Consider the following 19,035-nt stretch of genomic DNA (forward strand, 5'->3'; position numbering starts at 1 on the left):
TTTTTATATGACCAGCCCCGAATTTTGTCAAGACCCGCGTTTTTTGATATAATGAAACAGAATAAAATGAAGGATAGTGGAGATGAACATGAGCGAATTTAAGCATTTGTATAATGATTTTAAACCAGAAAATTATCAAATTTTTCTGGACGTTAACCGAGAAACGAAACGTTTTGAGGGACAAGTCACCGTAACGGGTGAGAGTCTGACGACTAATCTTGCTTTTCACCAAAAAGACTTAGCAATCACATCTGTTACCGTCAATGGACAAGCAGTCGATTTCACATTGGATGACCCATCAGAAACGGTGATTTTTAACGTCTCTGAATTAGGTCAAACGACCGTTGACTTCACTTACTCAGCAGCCTTGACAGACAATATGACAGGAATTTACCCGTCATATTACGATGCTGACGGTGAGAAAAAACAATTAGTCGGTACACAATTTGAGACGCATTTTGCCCGTCAAGCCTTCCCATCGATTGACGAGCCAGCAGCCAAAGCAACCTTTGACTTGTCAGTCAAATTTGACGAAAAAGAAGGCGAAGCAATCGTCTCAAATATGCCAGAAATTTCAAATGAAAATGGTGTGCATACCTTTGATACAACGGTTAAGATGTCATCTTACCTTTTGGCCTTCGTCTTTGGTGATATGCAATCAAAACTTGGCAAAACGAAAAACGGCACACAAGTTGGTGTTTTTGCAACCAAAGCCCACAAAGCCCAAGCGCTTGATTTTCCTTTGGATATTGCCATTCGTGTCATCGAATTTTACGAAGATTATTTCAAAGTCGCCTACCCATTGCCACATTCGTGGCATATCGGTCTGCCTGATTTTTCTGCAGGCGCCATGGAAAACTGGGGGGCAATCACTTATCGTGAAGTCGCCTTGCTCGCTGACCCAGATAATTCAACCCTTGCCAGCCGCCAATACGTGGCGCTTGTCATCGCCCATGAGCTTGCCCATCAATGGTTCGGTGACCTTGTCACTATGGACTGGTGGGATGACCTCTGGTTGAACGAATCTTTCGCCAATATGATGGAGTACGTTGCCATTGACGCGATTGAGCCTGACTGGCACATCTGGGAGCAGTTCTCAGTATCAGAAGCTCCTATGGCGCTCAACCGTGATGCCATCGATGGCGTCCAATCCGTCCATGTCGCTGTCAACCACCCTGACGAAATTAACACGCTCTTTGACGGTGCGATTGTTTATGCCAAAGGCGCTCGTCTCATGGTCATGCTCCGCAAATGGCTCGGCGACACCGACTTTTCTGCCGGACTTCATGCTTATTTCGACGTGCATCAGTATGGCAATACCGTTGGTCGCGATTTGTGGGATGCCTTGTCAGCAGCGTCAGGTCGTGATGTCTCAGCCTTTATGACATCGTGGATTGAGCAGCCTGGCTACCCAGTATTAAGCGTATCTGTGGCAAACGATGAACTCGTTTTACGCCAACAACAATTCTTCACAGGCGAGGGTGTGGCTCAAGGTCGTCTGTGGCAAATTCCACTTAACACGAACTGGACGGGTCTGCCTGATGTCTTGTCAGAAGCAGAAGTTAGCATTCCTAACTTTGCGGCTTTATCAGCTAAAAATAAGGACAAACCGTTACTTTTCAATGCGCAAAATGCCGCACATTACTTGGTCAAATACGATGCTGCATTAACTGAAAAAGTAACCGCAGCAGTGCCAACTTTTGATACGATTACAAAAGTCCAACTCATCCAATCTGCCTTGAAATTAGCAGAAGGTAGCTTGTCTGACTATGCTGATTTGGTGAAATTACTGGCAACATTTGATGATGAACCCTCAAACGTTGTCAACTTGGCCATGTCACAAGCACTCAATGCTTTGAAAATTTTCATTGACGAAGACACCGAATCTGAAGTCAACTTCAAGAAATTTGTGGCTCGTTTGTTTGATAAACAGTACAAGCGTTTGGGCTGGACTAAAATTGACGGTGAGTCGTTCAATGATGAACAGTTGCGCGCTTTACCGATTTCATGGGAAGTCTACGCTGAAAACGCGGATGCCGTTGCCCAATCATCTGAGGTCTTTAGCCAGCACGCTACGGATATTCACAGTATTCCAGCTGATATCAGACAAGTTGTCCTAAAAAATGAAATTGTTGAAAATGAGACAGACGAGTTGGTTCAAAGCTATTTCGATGCTTACGCTAAAACGACTGACCAAACCTTCCAACGTGAGTTGAATGTTGCCGTGTCTAGCACGAAGAAAATGACAACAGTTGAAACGATTATCTCGCAATATCGTAATACTGATTTGGTGAAACCGCAAGATTTGCGTTTCTGGTTCTCATCACTGATTAGTCGTGAATTCTCTCAAACTGTTGCCTTTGACTGGTTGGCTGAAAATTGGGATTGGGTGCAAGAAAAGTTAGGTGGCGACATGGCGTCAGGTGACTTTATCAAAGTCATTGGCAATAGCTTTGATACTGAAGCCAAACTCCAAGCCTTTATCGACTTTACAGAACCATTTAAAGATGAGCCAGCCTTTAAGCGTATTATCGAGATGGCGAAAACGCAAATCGCTGCTAAAATCGCTTTGTTAGCCAATCAAAAAGCAAAAGTTGTGGCTTTGTTTGAAACGATTTAGGTCTTAGTTAATCAATGAAAAAGCGCTCAGATTGAGTCGCTTTTTTTCTTGCGTCAAGTTATTTGTTGCGATTTAAGAAAGATTTAATAGTTACTTAAGAGACGGCTTAATATTTGCATGATATGATAGGACTATCAACAAAAGGAAAGCGAGAATAGAGATGACAAATACAATCTTATCTTTAAAAAATGTGACAAAAAAATTCGGACGGCAGTTGGCGCTTGAACATGTGTCACTTGATGTCAAAAAAGGTGATATTTATGGCTTAATCGGTCGAAATGGTTCGGGTAAGACAACAATTATGAAAATCATTGCAGATTTATCAAAGGAAACATCGGGGCAGATTACACTTTTGGGACATTCAAAAGAATCTAGTAGCTATGCGCAAGCCCTAAATCGGGCTGGGTCTGTTATTGAGTCGCCAGTGGCTTTTAATACCTTAACAGCCTATCAAAATATGAAAATTATTTGCTTACAGCGTGGTATTCATGATTTTTCTGTGATTGATGAAACTCTAAAATTTGTCAATCTTGCAGACACTGGTAAGAAAAAGTTTAAGCAATTCTCTCTTGGTATGAAACAACGTTTGGGCATCGCTATGGCACTTGTCAATCAACCGGATTTTCTGATTTTGGATGAACCAGTAAATGGTCTAGATCCGATTGCAATCGTGGAACTGCGCGACTTACTTGAAAAAATCAATCAAGAAAGAGAGACGACAATTTTTATTTCAAGTCATATTTTGACAGAATTATACCATGTTTCAACGCGTTTTGGTTTCATTCATAATGGTAAAATGATTCAGGAAATTACAAAGGCAGAATTCGATGCGATTGTGACAGAGGGAATTATCGTTAAGGTAGAGGATACTGCCAAAGCATCGGTTGTTTTGGCAGAGCATCTAGCGGCTGAGTTTGAAGTCTTATCTCAGCACGAAATTAAAATTTCTAGCACATCCGCGACAGTTGCAGAGATTAATAAGTTGTTAGTGGTTAATGATATTCACGTTGAAGGCATAGATAAGCAGGAATATAGTCTGGAAGATTATTATACTAATTTAGTGAAAACAGTAGGGGAGGAATAAGTGATGATACGTTTAATGAAAGCAGATTTTTATCGATTGAGTCGGACAATTGGCGTCTATATTACTTTGTTAGTCGTCGTTGGGTTTGGTATTTTAAATACCATTTTTGAAGCGGTCGCTTCGGTTGGTATAGAAGTAGACGGCGGTTCAGGTTTAGATCTCGTTTGGAATTTACCATATCTGATGCAAAACACAGTTACCTCTACCCCACTTTTAAATTATTGTTTTATCAGTATCTTTGTGATTTTAATCGGATATGAATTTTCTTTAAAAACCTATAAAAATAGTCTGACATCAGGCACTAGCAGAATGACCTTTGTTTTAGCTAAATATGTGACTGAGTTGCTCGTTTTGATTTTAGCGACATTTATATTTTTTATGGCTGTTCTTATGGCAGGTATTGTCAAATATGGTCTAGCAGATGTTAATTTATTTTCTATCTTTTCTGATATGTTTTTATTCTCACTTGTGATGGGCTTGATGGTAAGTGTTTTATTCAGTTTAGCGACCCTGATTTTAATTTTGACACAAAGTTCAGTGATTGCCGCAGTATTTATCGTGATATATCCCTTAATCCTCCAAATCATTGGGCTTGTCAGCAAATGGGAGAATATAAAATATTTTGACCTATTTGGTTTTCCTCAAATGATAGGCTTGAATCAACTAACTTTAAGTGAAAGTCTGCCTTATTTGCTCGTAGGTTTGATTATTATTCTACTGTCACTAGTCGGAAGTGCCTTTGTGATTAAACATAAAGAGTTATAAGGTTTATCAGCTCACTTGCAAGACAAGTTCAATCTTAAACTCGGTATCATTCGTTTCAATAGTAGGGGTGATGTTAATCAGATGGCAGAGTTCTTGAATAATATTGAGTCCAAGTCCAGTACTTTTGTTAGTACGAGAAGGTTCATTGGTTTTGAAACGTTCCAATAGTAGCTCAGGATTGTCAATTTTGGCTTGCAAACCATTTGAAAAACTAAGTTTTAAGTGCTGATTATCGGATTGTGTCATGCTAACTTTGAGAAAATCTTTACCGTGATTGAGGACATTGCCAAGGATATTTTGGAAAATCCGTTGTAAGATGATGACATCAATAATGGCATAATGTTGTTCAAATAGCTCAAACTGAGGTGTCATCTGACGTTCCTCAAAACTTTCGTAATAGAGAAAAAGACTTTCGCGCAAAATTTCAGAAATATTTGTCTTCTCCAAATGAAGGGCGATATTTTTTTCTTGAATCATATTATAACTCATGAGGTAGTCAACATAGCGCTTGATACTTGCAAGGCTACTGTCGATTTTAGTTACAATTTCACGATTTTCAGCTGGTAACGTTTTTTCAAGCAGTTGTGTATAGCCAGAAGCAACCGTTAGCGGTGTTTTCAAGTCGTGTGTTAAGTTAGTCAATAACTCATGCAGGAGTTTATCTTTTTTGACTTGTTCACGGTGGAAAGTTTTATTTTTGCGAATCAAACGATTGTTTTCGTTCAACAAATTTTTAATCCAAGGATTTTTCGTTGTTGACGTGATTTCGGCATTCGTTTCTTTTTCGGCAATAAAAGTGATTTGGCGCGTGATTTGGTGTAAGTCAATGATAAGAAATACGAGATAGGCACATAAAATGACGATGATAAAAAGAAGAATTACTAGGAAAATGGTCATATCAATTCCTTTCTTTTACTAGGCGAATCCCCATGCCCCAAACGGTTTCAATATAGTCATTTTCTGGGTCAGCAGCTTTTAGTTTCTTGCGCAGATTGCTGAGGTGAACGTTCAAAGTATTTTCGCCACCTAAATAACTTTCTTGCCAAACTCGTTCATAAAGACTTTCTTTGGTGAAAATCTTAGTCGGGTGATTAATGAGTAACGCCATAATTTGATATTCTTTTTGGGCAACGGTCAGTTGACTTTCACCGATTTTAAGTGCAAGATTTTCAGCATCTAAGCATAAATTTTTATAGGATAGCGTTTGCTTTTGTGGTAATTCACGACTGCCTTTACGGAGCTGTACCTCAATCCGTGCCTGTAATTCATCCAGATTAAAAGGCTTAGTGATGTAATCATCAGCACCATTTTTCAGCAATTCGACGATTTTCGCCTTATCATCAATCGCTGTCGTGATGATAATCGGTGTCTGGCTCGTTTTACGAATCGTCGTTAAAACACTTTCGCCAGTCACACCGGGCAACATCAAATCAAGCAAAATCAAGTCGAACTGTCCTTGAGTGACTTGCAATAGACCATCGGTTCCTGTATTAGCAATCGTGAGCTGATAGCTATCTTTTAGTAATAAGTCTAGTAATTGACAGATGTTACTGTCATCTTCAATGATTAATATCTTGCGCACTCGGATCTCCTAGCTAGTATGCTAATTAAATTTGTTACATCATATTATAACAAATTGCAAGTGATATCTAAAATATTTCCAATAATTCTTTGGATATTGTTTTTAGAACATTGAGAATGTCGTATAAAAGTGATAAAATAAGGCATGGCATCCATGTCAAATAATTAGAAGGAGACCATGTTTTGGATCTTCAAGATTTTGTATTGTTAAATGAGACAGGTAGGGTTATTGACGTATTTGGGCAAATTGCCAAAGTTCAAGTCAGCACCGTAGAAGGTATTTTCACAATCAATGGCAAATGTCATGAGGCTAATTTGAGTGTTGGTGACTTTGTGACAGTTGGTCAACTGATTGCCAATAACACCTATTCTGTTGAGAAAATTTAACAAGCTCTTGAGTACTAGAACGTTGTGACAGAGGAGTTTTTATGAAAAATCATTTATTTTTACTTTTAGGAGGATTTACCTTGACAACTGGGCTGATTATTACGATTGCAATCGTAGCCGTCGTTTTACTGTTACTGATTATTTTTTTAGCCCAATACAAACGTGTTGCGCCTAATGAAATCATGGTCATCTCAGGTGGTGGTATCCAACCAGACCCAGTAACGGGCTCAAAAACAAAAATTGTAAGTGGTGGTGGGACTTTCGTCATTCCTGTCCTTCAAGAGTATACGTACATTTCTCAAAAACCATTTACAGTGGCAAGTACCGTTACAAAGGTGCCAACAGTCAACCAAGTCCCAATCAATGTTAAAACACTTGCAACAATCCGAATTGGTCAATCTGATGCGATGCGTAGAACTGCGGCACAACGTATTTTGGGTACTGATTTGGATGCATTAGTTATCGACTTGTCAGATGTACTGGGCAACCAAGTACGTTCAATCATCGGTCAATTAACGCCTGAGGAAGCAAATACTGACCGAACTAAGTTCCAAGAAAACGTTGTGAATTTGGTTGAACCCTTACTCGCAGAGTTCGGTTTGGAACTAATCACTTTGTCGGTTGAGAGTGTTTCGGATGATTCAGGTTATTACAATAACTTAGCGATTATTGAAATTAAAAACAATGAGAGCCGATCACGCATTCAAAAAGCAGAAGCTGATAAAAATGCACGGAGTAAGGAAGCTGAATCTCAACAAATCGCGATTAAAGCTGAGAAAGAATCTGAGCAAAAGATTGCGGAAGTTGAAAAAGATACGCAAATTAAAACAGCTGAATATGATCGTGAAAAACAAATCGCAATCATCGAAGCACAACGCGAACAAGAGCTTCAAAATATCGAAGCCAGACGGCAACAAGAATTGGCGAAAGCTGATGCGGACAAGCTAGTAGCTGAGCGTAACGTTGAAACCGCTAAGGTCGAACAAGCACAGAAAAAAGTCGAAGCTGAAACAGTTGCGCAAGTGAAGTTGATCGCCGAGCAAAAAGAAGCAGATGCAAAAGCTTATGCTGTTACAGCTGAGGCACAAGCGGAAGCGGATCGTATTCGCAGGAGCGGTGAAGCCGAAGCTGAAAGTATTCGCCAAATTGGTCTAGCCAAAGCAGAAAGTCAAGAGAAATTAGCCAAGGCTTTTGAATCTAATGGTCAAATGATCATCATGCAAGAACTTGTCAAAATCTTGCCAGAGGTTGCTTCTAAGCTTGCAGAACCATTGTCTCAAATTCAAAATATGACAGTTTACGACGGCGTTGAAAGTATCTCAGGCGCTTCTGCTAGTCAATTGCCAGGATTATTTGATTTTATAAAATCATCAACAGGCATGGATTTAGCTAACATGATGGAACAGCGTGCTGCAGGCACATTGACGGTTCAAGAAACTGGTAAATTAGCAAAAGTCGCTGAACACGTCAACATCGTTTCTGATGAGCAAATAGACGAGTGATGTTAAATACTATCAAACAAACGAGGTCTTTGCTTTGTTTGTTTTTTATTCTCATTAAAATACTTGCCAAGCTCAATCACTTTTGGTATAATAATAACGTTGTCTTTGTGAGTTTCATAGCTTTCAAGAGTACAACCGCACGAAGTCAGGTTCGGGCACAGCTTTAAAATTGAACAAAAAGCAATTTTAGAGTGGTGTCTAAGTGAAGTATTTCCACCTACTAAGGCGAGTCTAACATATTATATAAGGAGGAAACACGCAAATGACTTATGCAATCGTAAAAACTGGCGGGAAACAAGTCAAAGTTGAAGTAGGACAAGCTATCTACGTTGAGAAATTGGACGTTGAAGCTGGCGCTACTGTCACTTTTGATGAAGTTGTCCTTGTTGGCGGTGAAAAAACTGTGATTGGGGCGCCATTCGTATCTGGTGCAACTGTTGTCGCAGAAGTTGAGAAACAAGGTAAACAAAAGAAAGTTGTTACTTTCAAATACAAACCTAAAAAACACTCACACCGTAAACAAGGTCACCGTCAACCGTATACAAAAGTTGTCATCAAAGAAATCAACGCTTAATCGCGGTATTTCAATCAGATGATTAACATCAAGTTTAGTCGAAAAGATGACCAGATTACACGCTTTGTGATCACAGGACACGCCTTTAATGGCAAAATGGCGCACGACATTGTTTGTGCTGGTGTTTCAAGTCTTGCGATTACGACGGTAAATTCGCTAGAGACAATCGCGCATTTTCAACCTTTAGTTGAAGTGGACGAGGTCGAAGGTGGCTTTCTCGATTGTGAAATCTTGTCAGATTTATCCGACAAACAAGCTGAAATTGCTCAGATATTATTGCTGAACTTTGAAAATGGTGTTAGCGCCATTGCCGAGGAAGCAGAATATAGCAGTTTCATCAAAGTTACCTAAGGGTATCTACTAAGTGAATTGTTTTGGTGACAGTTTAGCACCAAAACAATTTCCGACATTAAATCAAGGAGGAAAAACCCTATGTTGAAAATGAATCTATCGTTGTTCGCCCACAAAAAAGGTGGTGGTTCAACTTCCAATGGTCGTGATTCACAATCTAAACGTCTTGGCTCTAAAGCTGCTGACGGACAAACTGTGACTGGCGGATCAATCCTTTACCGTCAACGCGGTACTAAAATCCATCCAGGTGAAAACGTTGGCCGTGGTGGTGACGATACACTTTTCGCTAAAATCGAAGGCGTTGTGAAATTCGAACGTTTCGGTCGCGATAAGAAAAAAGTATCTGTTTACCCAGTAGCAAAAAAAGCATAAAAATGAAAACTTTCGACTTTACGGTTGAAAGTTTTTTCATGTGAATCGGGTGGTGCCACCCAAGAAATGAGGAAAATGATGACAGAAAATCAAATGTTAGCACGTTTTTTACGTTACGTTAAAATCAATACGCGCTCTGACGAAACAAGTTCAACAGTGCCAACGACGCAATCACAAGTAGATTTCACAGCCATGTTGGCGGATGAAATGCGTGACATCGGCTTAGAAAATGTCCATTATTTAGAAAGCAATGGCTACGTCATTGGAACCATTCCAGCGACGACGGCTCAACCTGTCCGTAAAATGGGCTTGATTGCGCACGTCGATACAGCCGATTTTAATGCGGAGGGTGTCAAGCCACAAATCATCGACAATTATGACGGCAAGCCTATCCAACTTGGGACAAGTGGCTATGCCTTAGATGCGAAAGATTTTCCAAATCTGGCCAATTATACAGGTCAAACCCTGATTACAACTGATGGGACAACCTTGCTCGGGGCTGATGATAAGGCGGGGATTGCTGAAATCATGACAGCAGCCGATTTCTTAATCCAACACCCTGAGATTGAACATGGTGAAATTCGAGTTGGCTTTGGCCCAGATGAAGAGATTGGTACGGGTGCAGATTTATTTGATGTGGCCGATTTCGATGTTGATTTTGCTTACACCATCGATGGTGGTCCACTTGGTGAATTGGAATATGAAACTTTTAACGCCGCATCAGCAGTCATCACGATTGCTGGGCGTAATGTTCACCCGGGAACAGCTAAAAATCAGATGATTAATGCCCTGCAGCTGGCTCATGATTTCCACAATCAATTACCAGAAACTGCGCGTCCTGAGCTGACTGACGGTCGTCAAGGTTTCTATCACTTGGCAAGCCTGACAGGTTCGCCAGAAGCAGCAACGATGACCTATATCATTCGCGACCATGATCGGCCGATTTTCGAGCAAATGAAATCAGACCTTCTGACGCTTGCTGAAAAAATGAACGCGGGATATGACGAAAACCGTGTCAATGTGGTCTTGAAAGATCAATATTACAACATGGCTGAAGTGATTGAGAAAGATATGTCGATTGTCACGCTTGCCGAAACTGCCATGACCAATTTAGGGATTACGCCGAAAATTGAACCTGTTCGTGGTGGCACAGATGGCTCAAAAATTTCATTTATGGGCATTCCAACGCCGAATATTTTTGCGGGTGGTGAAAATATGCACGGTCGCTTTGAATTTGTTAGCGTGCAGACGATGCAGGCAGCTGTTGATACAATTATTGAGATTGCGAAATTAAATGTCACGTCAACTCAAGCCTGAGTGTAGGTGGCTATCTATCAAAAAATCAGAACTCTTGCTTGAGTTCTGATTTCATTTTTAACGGACGATGAGGATGTCGCATTTGGCGTGGGCGGTCACATACTGGGCAACGGAGCCGATAAAGAGGCGTTCGATATAGCTCAGACCTGTCGCACCAATCATAATTAAATCGACATTTTCTTCTTTGGGCACTGTTGTGGCCATCATAACCTTAGGAGAGCCAAATTCGACGCGGGTCTGAATTTTAGTGATACCCGCTCTTTTTGCCTCTTCGGCAAAGTCGGCGATGAGTTGCTCTGCGCCTTTTTTGGTGTCTTCAGCGACCATCGTGTCGTAGGTTGAGATGCTTTGGAAAGCACGCAAGTCGATGATGTTGACGAGTAAAAGTTCCGCATCATTTCGGAGCGCAACGGCAACGGCGCGGTCGAAAGCGTTAGCAGATTCGACAGAACCATCAATCCCCACCATAATTTTCTTATATTCTTGAAGCATAGCTTTTCCTCCATTCATGCTACTCTGAGGGGCTAATACGATGACGAAAAGTTTCGTGTTGCCCATGAGGTTGATAATGGGGTAGAAACCAGTCATACCCTCTCCTTTTATTATATGCTCATTTGTCGGAAAAGTAAAAGGAAAACTTGTGGCTGGCTCATTTGAGAGGCTGTGGTGTTGTGGCGTTGGCGCTAGACTTCCTTTTTATGCTATAATAAGACATATCAATCAAATGGAGAGATGAAATGAAAAAGATGTCTGATGATGAATTTGAACGTAAAATTCAACATATGCGTGAGCTTTATTTGGAAAATCATGATAAAAGTGACTTGAAGCTTGCCATGGCGGCCAAATTATCATTTTTGGATCATTTTCGCAGTCGGGAACATCAGAAGGCGAGGTTGCGTCGTCAGTTATCAAAACTGGAAATCAAACGATGTCGTGCCACTTTGGATAAAAAATCTGCCCAAAAATTTGATCAGAAGTTAGCCATGAAAAAAGCTTTATTTAAAAAATTATTGGACGAGAAGAATAAGGACTAGCGTAAGTCAAGTTTCAAGATTTCATAGCATGAAATCGTAGAAAGGAGCGTGTCAACGAGTGATCCATACGGTATTTTATGTCATCATATTTTTTGTTGCCTTAATTGTTTCCAATGTCATCAATAAGGTCTTTCCTAAACTGCCTCTCCCTCTGATTCAAGTTATCTTTGGTTTGATTTTAGGTATGCTTGGGGCGGGAGATGTGTTGCGATTAAATTCGGAGCTTTTTCTAGCCTTTATCATTGGTCCGCTTTTGTTTAGAGAAGGCGAAGAAGCTGATGTGAAAGGGATTATTAAGCATAGTCGGACAGTGACGATGCTTGTCTTTCCAGTTGTTTTTATGACGACCTTTATCATCGGCGTTATCAGCCATAATTTTTATGCTGCGATTCCTTTAACCGCTTGTTTTGCTCTTGGGGCCAGTTTGGGACCGACGGATGCAGTGGCGGTGGGCTCACTCTCTGAGCGTTTTGATTTTCCCAAGCGGATTACCGCTGTCTTAAAAGGGGAAGGCCTTTTTAATGATGCATCAGGCATTATTGCCTTTCAATTTGCTATATTAGCGCTGACGACGGGGGAATTTTCTCTTGGGAAAGCCGTTGGCAGTTTGGCTTTGTCAGCCATTGGGGGGGCGCTAATTGGTTTCCTAGTGGCTTGGTTGAATCGGCTTGTTTTGACTCTGATGGAAGATGTTGCAGCGCAGGACGTTACGGGCTATCTCATGCTTGAAATGATGTTACCCTTGGTGGCTTTCTTCCTCGCAGAAGAGTTTCATGTCTCAGGGATTATTGCTGTCGTTGTCGCAGGTGTCATGCAGGCAGGTGGTTTCAAGAAAATTACCCTGTTTGATGCTCAGGTTGAGAGTGTCTCGAAAACAGTTTGGGATGCCATTACCTTTATTTTGAACTCCATCGTCTTTTTGTTTTTAGGCATTGAGTTGCAACAAATCGTGACGCCGATTATCAGGAATGCCTATTATGATAATTTCCGTCTCTTCCTTACTGTTCTAGCGCTGACGGCAACTCTGTTCATCTTGCGTTATGTGATTTTGAGTATCTATTATGCCGTGATTGCTAAAAAACGGCGCCAGAAATTTTCACGCTATGTCGATGATATTTTGCTTCTGACCTTTTCAGGTGTCAAGGGGACAGTATCCATTGCGACGATTTTGCTGCTACCAGAAGCAGTTGCTCAGAAGTATTCATTATTGATTTTTCTTGCGGCGTCAGTGACAGTTGTCAGTTTCCTAACGGGCATTTTGGTCTTGCCCATTATCGCGCCCAAAAAAGAAGAAAAGGTTGATAATGTTGCTAAAATTGCCATTTTGACCAGTGTTGTTGAAAAGCTTGAACATGAGTCGAAAAAAGGGCGCAATAAACTCGGCTATATCGCAACGATTGATAATTATCAGGCGAGAATTCGAAAATTAATTATCAATCAAGAATCGGCGACCATGACTGCGGAATTTAATGATTTACAGCTCTTGATTCTTCGGCTTGAAAATGAAGGCCTGGAAAATGCCTTTCGAAATAATGAGATTACGATCAAAACGTATCAGATTTACCAACAATATTTGAAAGAGTTAGAACGTTCAATCGTTCATCGATTTGTTTCAAGTTTAGCCTTTGCAGTCGCCATTTTTCTACGTGCCATTCGTTTGGTTTTGAGTCATCTTTTACATACAAATATTCATTTTAAGCGGAAAAAAATTCAAAAATTGGTTGGTGATGCCAAAACGGAAATTCGCGACCTTTATTTCAAGAATACAAGTCTCATTTTGGATGCCCTAGAGAGTTTGGAAGGAGTCTATAATGCTGACTTGATTAATTATGTCCAGTCAGAACGGCTGCGAGCGTCAGAGCAAGTAGCTGCAGGAGACTTTCTCACGCGAATTATTACCAAGGCAAGACCCAATAATCTAGATGAGATGATGCGTGGCTATTATTTAGAGCGCAAATTCATCTTTGAATATGAAGCGCAAGGCCTACTTACAGCGCGAGAAGCCAAGGTCATGCGAAAAAACGTCAACGCTCTGGAAAATTATTCTATGAATGACAACCAGTCTAATCTGCTTTATGATTTTCTCGAGTATAACCCCAAATAAAAACTGCGAATTCGCAGTTATTTTCAAGTGTTCATGATACTGAAAGCGATACGACGTAGTCGTAAACTTCTGTAGAAAATTAGGAAGAACGGTGCTCCTGCGATTACTCGTCGCTGGTAAAGCTTTCGCGCTTGCGCGGGTTCGTCAATTATCTATTTTCCTATGGCTTTGAAGTTGCCAATTTAGTGGCTTACGGAAAAGCTAGGGGCAACGTGCCTTAGTGATTTATCACTTAGGCGTTGCTAAGAAGTTAGCTTGAAGTTCAAATAGCAGTTCAAATAAAAGGAAAAAAACATGATCTATTTCGATAATTCAGCGACGACGGCGATCGATCCCGCAGTCCTGAAAACCTACACAGACGTTGCCACTAAAATCATGGGCAATCCGTCTAGTTTACATAATCTAGGGACAGTCGCTGGGCGAATGCTAGAGGCGTCTCGTAAGCAAATTGCCGACTTACTCGGCAAAGCTGCGTCGGAAATTTACTTTACCTCAGGCGGTACAGAGGGCGATAACTGGATTTTAAAAGGTGTGGCATTTGAAAAGCGTGTCTATGGTAACCATATCATCGTCTCAAGTGTTGAACATCCTGCAGTCAAAGCATCAGCCGAATGGCTAGCGACACAGGGCTTTAAAGTCGATTTCGCCCCCGTTGATAGCAATGGCTTTGTCAAGTTAGAGGCGCTAGCAGCTTTAATCAAAAAAGAAACGATTTTAGTCTCAGTCATGGCGGTCAATAATGAAATCGGTACGATTGAGCCGATTCGTCAGATTGGGGAATTATTAGCAGATAAGCCAACGATTTCTTTTCATGTGGATGCGGTACAGGCTGTTGGTAAGCTAGACGTTCGTGAATTTTTACCAGAACGTGTTGATTTTGCGACCTTTTCAGCTCACAAATTTCATGGGCCACGCGGTGTTGGATTTGTCTACATTAAAAAAGGTAAAAAGTTACAACCATTACTAACGGGTGGCGGTCAGGAAAATAATCTGCGCTCAACGACAGAAAATGTGGCGGGTATTGCGGCAATGGCGAAGGCTTTACGCATGGTGCTGACAGACTCAGAAGCCAAATTAACAAAATTAGCGGCTATGAAAGAGGTTTTGTTGAAAGCTTTAGGAGCTTATCCTGATGTTGTCGTCTTTAGTCAGCAGGCTAACTTTGTACCGAATATCATCACTTTTGGGCTCAAAGGTGTCCGTGGCGAAGTCTTGGTGCATGGGTTTGAGGCACACGAGATTTACATCTCGACGACAAGCGCCTGCTCGTCTAAGGCGGGTCTGGCGTCAAGTACCCTGACGGCGATGAAAGTGTCGCCTAAACTTGCCACATCAGCTGTCCGCATTTCCCTAGATGAAAGCAATAATATGGCAGAAATCGAGCAATTTTTGACGATTTTTAAACAACTCCATGCTAAATTTCAAAAAATACAATAGAAAGTAATCATGACAAATTTAAATTATTCAGAAATTATGGTTCGTTACGGCGAGCTGTCAACAAAAGGCAAGAATCGGATGCGCTTTATCGGTCGACTTGCTAAAAATATTCGGGAGGTTTTGACAGAATTTCCAACGATTTCAGTCAAGGCTGAGCGAGACCGGGCGCATATCTTTCTTAATGGCGCAGAATATGGCCCATTGGCTGAAAAATTAGTCAAGGTTTTTGGTATACAAAATTTTTCGCCTGCGATTAAAGTCGATAAAAATATGCCAGCGCTTGAGGCAGCGGTGGCTGCCCTGATGACCGAAGTTTATCAAGACGGCATGACCTTTAAAATCACAGCCAAACGCTCTGACCATGACTTCGAGCTGGATAGTACAGAGTTAAATCGCGAGTTGGGGCATACCGTTATCATGGCGGTGCCCCATGCCAAAGTTCAGATGAAGAAGCCTGATATTGATTTGCGGGTTGAAATTCGCCCTGATTTTGCCTATCTGAGCTATGAAACGATTAAGGGTGCAGGTGGCCTGCCTGTCGGAACGGCTGGTAAAGGCATGCTCATGCTGTCTGGCGGGATTGACTCACCGGTAGCGGGTTATTTGGCGCTGAAACGTGGCGTTGAAATCGAGGCAGTGCATTTTGCCAGCCCGCCTTATACTAGCCCCGGTGCTCTTCAAAAAGCTAAAGATTTAGCCAGCAAATTGACTGTCTTTGGTGGCGATATTCAGTTTATCGAAGTGCCTTTTACTGAAATTCAAGAAGAAATCAAAGAAAAAGTGCCCATGCCTTATTTGATGACGGTGATACGTCGTTTCATGATGCGTGTCGTCGATGAAATTCGGGCGCGTCGTCATGGTCAAGTCATTATCAATGGTGAAAGTCTAGGCCAGGTCGCCAGTCAAACGCTAGGCTCAATGACAGCGATCAATGCAGTGACGACAACGCCAGTCATTCGCCCAGTTGTGACCATGGATAAGCTGGAAATTATCGAATTAGCTGAGAAGATTGATACCTTTAATATTTCCATTCAGCCTTTTGAAGATTGCTGTACGATTTTTGCGCCACCACAACCCAAGACCAATCCAAAACTTGAAAACGCTGAGAAATTCGAGGCACGTATGGATATTGATAACCTCGTTAAACGGGCGGTTGATGGGATTATGGTCAGTCAAATCACAGGCGTAACACAAGTCGATGCGCTTGAGGTAGCCATTCAAGATTTGTTATAGAAAAAGGTGGGTCACTTATGTTTAGTAAAGAAAAATTTCCGGGGCTACTAGCCCTTGGTATTTTCACGTTTATGTCAACCCTTGATGGGTCAATTGTCAACATTGCCTTGCCGAGTATGGCGCGTGAAATGCACCTTGAGATGGGGCAAGTGACCTGGTCAGTGACGATTTATCTGGTCGTCATTTCAGGTTTGATTTTGCTCTTTGGCCGGCTCGGCGATTTGATTGGCAAAACGAAAATTTTCAATTATGGCAGCCTACTGTTCACATTTGGGTCGCTCCTTGCGGGCATCAATCTGGGGTTGCATTTTCTGCTATTTGCCAGAATTATCCAAGCGATTGGTGCGTCGATGACTATGTCCAATAGTTTTGGAATTACCAGTCAGCTTTTTGAACCAGCACTTCGAGCCAGAGCCATGAGCATTATGTCCATGTTCGTCAGTTTGGGGTCGATTGCTGGGCCGGCGATTGGTGGTTTCATTCTACAAATCGCAAGTTGGTCCTATATTTTTTGGATTAATGTGCCTTTGGGCATCATCGCTTATCTGGTTGGCCGAAAAGCCTTACCGAAAGATGAGGGTTCAGGTAGCGTGAAAGATGCCGATTTGCTGGGCGCCACGCAGATGTTTCTAACGATTGTGGCGTTTTTCATCGCCGTCAGTCTGGGGCAGGCGCAAGGTTTCATGACGGTGCCGGTTATGTTAAGTTTTCTTACCATGGTCGCGCTCTTTGTCTGGTTTATCCACACTGAAAAAACGGTCGAAAAACCTTTGCTGAATCTTAATATTTTCAGCAGTAAACTCTTTAGCATGAGCGTCTTGACCAGCATGACTATGTTTACAGCGGGTAGCTTTGTCAATATCCTCATGCCTTTCTACCTCCAAGATTACCGCGGGGCTGCTGCCGGTTTTGCTGGTATGGTGATGATGGCTTATCCTGTGGGCATGTTCATTTTCAGTCCGATTGCAGGTGTCTTGTCGGATAAATTCGACAAGGAAGTCATTACCTTCTTTGCCATTTCTGGTGTGTTGATTGTGCAACTCGGCTATCTTATGATTGGTCAGGTCACCATTTTGCCAGTCGTGATGCTAATTCTCTTCATTCATGGCGGTAGCGTCGGCTTTTTCCAAAGTCCTAATAATGCCTTAGTTATGTCAACGGTGGAGACCAAATATCTGGGGATTGCAGGATCGGTCAACGCCTTAGGACGAAATCTTGGCTTTGTATTAGGGACAACCCTAGCGACAACGGTCTTATTTGTCGCCATGTCAGGGCAAATCGGTCATCGCGTGTCCGGCTATGTCAAATCACAACCGGAAGTTTTCCTTCATGGCATGCACGTGGCGTTCTACGTCGCACTGGCTTTAGTCATTTTTGCTTGGGGGCTGTCAAGTTATCGTTTACTGACACGGAGAAAAACGGCTTGATTTGAGTAGCAGTTAATAATAATTAAAAAACTGTATGGAATTTGCTTGGGGTAGGTAGATTTTGTACAGTTTTTTAGTCATAAAAAAATCATTTTTAAGATGAGTTGATGATATGTTATCTGAATATTTCGATATAAATAATTGACAGATATTCTGAAAATTTGCCTAATTTCAGTAGGCAGTAGGCAGTAGGCAGTAGGCAGTAGGCAGTAGGCAGTAGGCAGTCATTATTAAATGAAAGCGATTACTGTTTTCCTGCTTGTGTTCGTTCTGCTATGCTATTTTATCTGTATTTGCTAAGTAAAATAATGGAGAAAGATAGATGTTAGGTTTCAGAGATTTAGGTGCTCACTATCGAAAAGTGCGGGAGTCTAGGGGTTACACTATGGGAGATGTCACAAGTGATAATTTGAATAAATCACAGGTTTCAAGATTTGAAAATGGGACACAAATGTTATTGTTAGACGGTTTTATGCATGCGATTAAAGGTTTAAATATGACTGCGAGCGAATTTTTCTTGACAATCGGAAATTTTGAGGGTGGTAATTTACATAGGTTTGGTGAAAAATTACAGTCTTATATTGTTACTCAAGATATAGAGGGATTGAAAGCCCTGATTCTACCAAAACCTAGAACAAAAGAGAAAAAGATTTTCAACATTTTGGCTAAGTGTGCAATCAAAGATTTGTCGGGAAGAAATGTGTTGACAGATGAGGAATGTCTGTTTATTGATAAACATTTAACAGATATTGAAGAATGGACAGTATTTGATGTTAATGTTTTTGCGATGGTTTTGGAAACTTTAGATATTAATTTAGTGTACCAACTTGGTTTAGATTTATTGAAAAAAGATAAATTTTATAAAAAGTTACCTTACAATGCACATATCGTTAAGCGAACAGTTGTGAATCTATATGTTCATATGATTCTTCATCGAAAGTTTAGCTATGCAGATGTGTTTGAAAAGAAACTTGAAGTACTATTAAAACCAAATGATACAGTAGAGAGAATCGCTGTTTCTGTTTTTAAAAAAATTTCTTGCTATCGTCAAGATGAAAAATCAGAGATTTTGACGGAGATTGAAAGGGATATACAGTTTTTGAAAACTTTAGATGCATCAGCATTAGCGAGAAAAATTGAGATTCTTCTAGTCAACTATACCTAAATAAAAATACCAGTAGCTTGTTAAAATACTGGTGTTTTGTTTAAATTAAAAATCTAAAATACCAAACAGATTAAGTAGTTTA

General features: G+C 41.1%; 18 protein-coding genes. 15 read left to right on the top strand and 3 right to left on the bottom strand.

The window, feature by feature from the left end; translation table 11 throughout:
* Positions 1 to 88 precede the first annotated feature (88 nt).
* The 3 genes from RsY01_RS09050 to RsY01_RS09060 all read left to right on the top strand — a co-directional run bounded on the left by RsY01_RS09050 (position 89) and on the right by RsY01_RS09060 (position 4,469).
* The gene (locus RsY01_RS09050; RefSeq protein WP_094785222.1) at positions 89 to 2,620 is read left to right on the top strand and encodes a M1 family metallopeptidase; all 2,532 of its coding nucleotides are present in this window, start codon (positions 89 to 91) and stop codon (positions 2,618 to 2,620) included.
* A 160-nt stretch (positions 2,621 to 2,780) separates the two neighbouring features.
* Positions 2,781 to 3,704, top strand: coding sequence for an ATP-binding cassette domain-containing protein (locus RsY01_RS09055; RefSeq protein ID WP_094785223.1), 924 nt, complete (start codon positions 2,781 to 2,783; stop codon positions 3,702 to 3,704).
* A gap of 3 nt (positions 3,705 to 3,707) precedes the next feature.
* Positions 3,708 to 4,469: an ABC transporter permease gene (locus tag RsY01_RS09060; protein WP_107490456.1), complete on the top strand. Its 762-nt coding sequence runs from the start codon at positions 3,708 to 3,710 to the stop codon at positions 4,467 to 4,469.
* 6 nt (positions 4,470 to 4,475) lie between these two features.
* Here RsY01_RS09060 and RsY01_RS09065 read toward each other — a convergent pair whose 3' ends face one another.
* On the bottom strand, positions 4,476 to 5,366 hold the full coding sequence (locus RsY01_RS09065; protein ID WP_094785225.1) for a sensor histidine kinase: 891 nt from the start codon (positions 5,364 to 5,366) through the stop codon (positions 4,476 to 4,478).
* A gap of 1 nt (position 5,367) precedes the next feature.
* Positions 5,368 to 6,051, bottom strand: coding sequence for a response regulator transcription factor (locus tag RsY01_RS09070; RefSeq protein ID WP_094785226.1), 684 nt, complete (start codon positions 6,049 to 6,051; stop codon positions 5,368 to 5,370).
* A 182-nt stretch (positions 6,052 to 6,233) separates the two neighbouring features.
* Here RsY01_RS09070 and RsY01_RS09075 point away from each other — a divergent pair, with 182 nt between their 5' ends.
* The 6 genes from RsY01_RS09075 (at position 6,234) to pepT (ending at position 10,553) form a co-directional block, all read left to right on the top strand.
* A complete protein-coding gene (locus tag RsY01_RS09075) occupies positions 6,234 to 6,437 on the top strand; it encodes a hypothetical protein (protein ID WP_094785227.1) in 204 nt (67 codons plus the stop codon).
* 41 nt (positions 6,438 to 6,478) lie between these two features.
* Positions 6,479 to 7,939 carry a flotillin family protein gene (locus RsY01_RS09080; protein ID WP_094785228.1) on the top strand — a complete coding sequence of 487 codons (1,461 nt, stop codon included), beginning with the start codon at positions 6,479 to 6,481 and terminating at the stop codon, positions 7,937 to 7,939.
* Positions 7,940 to 8,201: 262 nt separating this feature from the next.
* Positions 8,202 to 8,513 carry a 50S ribosomal protein L21 gene (rplU, locus tag RsY01_RS09085; protein WP_031366319.1) on the top strand — a complete coding sequence of 104 codons (312 nt, stop codon included), beginning with the start codon at positions 8,202 to 8,204 and terminating at the stop codon, positions 8,511 to 8,513.
* 18 nt (positions 8,514 to 8,531) lie between these two features.
* Entirely contained in the window at positions 8,532 to 8,864 is a 333-nt protein-coding gene (locus RsY01_RS09090; RefSeq protein ID WP_094785229.1) for a ribosomal-processing cysteine protease Prp, read from the top strand.
* A gap of 81 nt (positions 8,865 to 8,945) precedes the next feature.
* Entirely contained in the window at positions 8,946 to 9,236 is a 291-nt protein-coding gene (gene rpmA / locus RsY01_RS09095; protein WP_003137946.1) for a 50S ribosomal protein L27, read from the top strand.
* A 78-nt stretch (positions 9,237 to 9,314) separates the two neighbouring features.
* Complete coding sequence (pepT, locus tag RsY01_RS09100; RefSeq protein ID WP_094785230.1) at positions 9,315 to 10,553, top strand: peptidase T; 1,239 nt, start codon at positions 9,315 to 9,317, stop codon at positions 10,551 to 10,553.
* Positions 10,554 to 10,610: 57 nt separating this feature from the next.
* Here pepT and RsY01_RS09105 read toward each other — a convergent pair whose 3' ends face one another.
* Positions 10,611 to 11,045 (bottom strand): universal stress protein, encoded by a 435-nt coding sequence (locus RsY01_RS09105; RefSeq protein WP_094785348.1) that lies wholly within the window; start codon positions 11,043 to 11,045, stop codon positions 10,611 to 10,613.
* 245 nt (positions 11,046 to 11,290) lie between these two features.
* On the opposite strand from RsY01_RS09105, the gene RsY01_RS09110 reads away from it, so the two are divergent.
* The 6 genes from RsY01_RS09110 to RsY01_RS09135 all read left to right on the top strand — a co-directional run bounded on the left by RsY01_RS09110 (position 11,291) and on the right by RsY01_RS09135 (position 18,953).
* Positions 11,291 to 11,587, top strand: a complete 297-nt coding sequence (locus RsY01_RS09110; protein WP_094785231.1) for a hypothetical protein — start codon at positions 11,291 to 11,293, stop codon at positions 11,585 to 11,587.
* A 58-nt stretch (positions 11,588 to 11,645) separates the two neighbouring features.
* Positions 11,646 to 13,691, top strand: a complete 2,046-nt coding sequence (locus RsY01_RS09115) for a cation:proton antiporter (RefSeq protein ID WP_094785232.1) — start codon at positions 11,646 to 11,648, stop codon at positions 13,689 to 13,691.
* A gap of 294 nt (positions 13,692 to 13,985) precedes the next feature.
* On the top strand, positions 13,986 to 15,128 hold the full coding sequence (locus RsY01_RS09120; RefSeq protein ID WP_094785233.1) for a cysteine desulfurase family protein: 1,143 nt from the start codon (positions 13,986 to 13,988) through the stop codon (positions 15,126 to 15,128).
* A gap of 9 nt (positions 15,129 to 15,137) precedes the next feature.
* On the top strand, positions 15,138 to 16,361 hold the full coding sequence (thiI, locus tag RsY01_RS09125; protein ID WP_094785234.1) for a tRNA uracil 4-sulfurtransferase ThiI: 1,224 nt from the start codon (positions 15,138 to 15,140) through the stop codon (positions 16,359 to 16,361).
* A gap of 17 nt (positions 16,362 to 16,378) precedes the next feature.
* The gene (locus RsY01_RS09130; RefSeq protein WP_094785235.1) at positions 16,379 to 17,788 is read left to right on the top strand and encodes an MFS transporter; all 1,410 of its coding nucleotides are present in this window, start codon (positions 16,379 to 16,381) and stop codon (positions 17,786 to 17,788) included.
* Positions 17,789 to 18,110: 322 nt separating this feature from the next.
* Positions 18,111 to 18,953 (top strand): Rgg family transcriptional regulator, encoded by an 843-nt coding sequence (locus tag RsY01_RS09135; RefSeq protein WP_094785236.1) that lies wholly within the window; start codon positions 18,111 to 18,113, stop codon positions 18,951 to 18,953.
* Positions 18,954 to 19,035 lie beyond the last annotated feature (82 nt).

The organism is Pseudolactococcus reticulitermitis (assembly GCF_002260845.1).
Classification (GTDB): Bacteria; Bacillota; Bacilli; order Lactobacillales; family Streptococcaceae; genus Pseudolactococcus; species Pseudolactococcus reticulitermitis.

Coding starts and splice junctions, on each gene's coding strand:
- RsY01_RS09135 (WP_094785236.1), top strand. CDS start 18,111: ATGTTAGGTTTCAGAGATTTAGGTGCTCACTATCGAAAAGTGCGGGAG.
- RsY01_RS09120 (WP_094785233.1), top strand. CDS start 13,986: ATGATCTATTTCGATAATTCAGCGACGACGGCGATCGATCCCGCAGTC.
- RsY01_RS09055 (WP_094785223.1), top strand. CDS start 2,781: ATGACAAATACAATCTTATCTTTAAAAAATGTGACAAAAAAATTCGGA.
- rplU (WP_031366319.1), top strand. CDS start 8,202: ATGACTTATGCAATCGTAAAAACTGGCGGGAAACAAGTCAAAGTTGAA.
- RsY01_RS09080 (WP_094785228.1), top strand. CDS start 6,479: ATGAAAAATCATTTATTTTTACTTTTAGGAGGATTTACCTTGACAACT.
- RsY01_RS09130 (WP_094785235.1), top strand. CDS start 16,379: ATGTTTAGTAAAGAAAAATTTCCGGGGCTACTAGCCCTTGGTATTTTC.
- RsY01_RS09105 (WP_094785348.1), bottom strand. CDS start 11,045: ATGCTTCAAGAATATAAGAAAATTATGGTGGGGATTGATGGTTCTGTC.
- RsY01_RS09050 (WP_094785222.1), top strand. CDS start 89: ATGAGCGAATTTAAGCATTTGTATAATGATTTTAAACCAGAAAATTAT.
- RsY01_RS09060 (WP_107490456.1), top strand. CDS start 3,708: ATGATACGTTTAATGAAAGCAGATTTTTATCGATTGAGTCGGACAATT.
- RsY01_RS09090 (WP_094785229.1), top strand. CDS start 8,532: ATGATTAACATCAAGTTTAGTCGAAAAGATGACCAGATTACACGCTTT.
- thiI (WP_094785234.1), top strand. CDS start 15,138: ATGACAAATTTAAATTATTCAGAAATTATGGTTCGTTACGGCGAGCTG.
- pepT (WP_094785230.1), top strand. CDS start 9,315: ATGACAGAAAATCAAATGTTAGCACGTTTTTTACGTTACGTTAAAATC.
- rpmA (WP_003137946.1), top strand. CDS start 8,946: ATGTTGAAAATGAATCTATCGTTGTTCGCCCACAAAAAAGGTGGTGGT.
- RsY01_RS09110 (WP_094785231.1), top strand. CDS start 11,291: ATGAAAAAGATGTCTGATGATGAATTTGAACGTAAAATTCAACATATG.
- RsY01_RS09065 (WP_094785225.1), bottom strand. CDS start 5,366: ATGACCATTTTCCTAGTAATTCTTCTTTTTATCATCGTCATTTTATGT.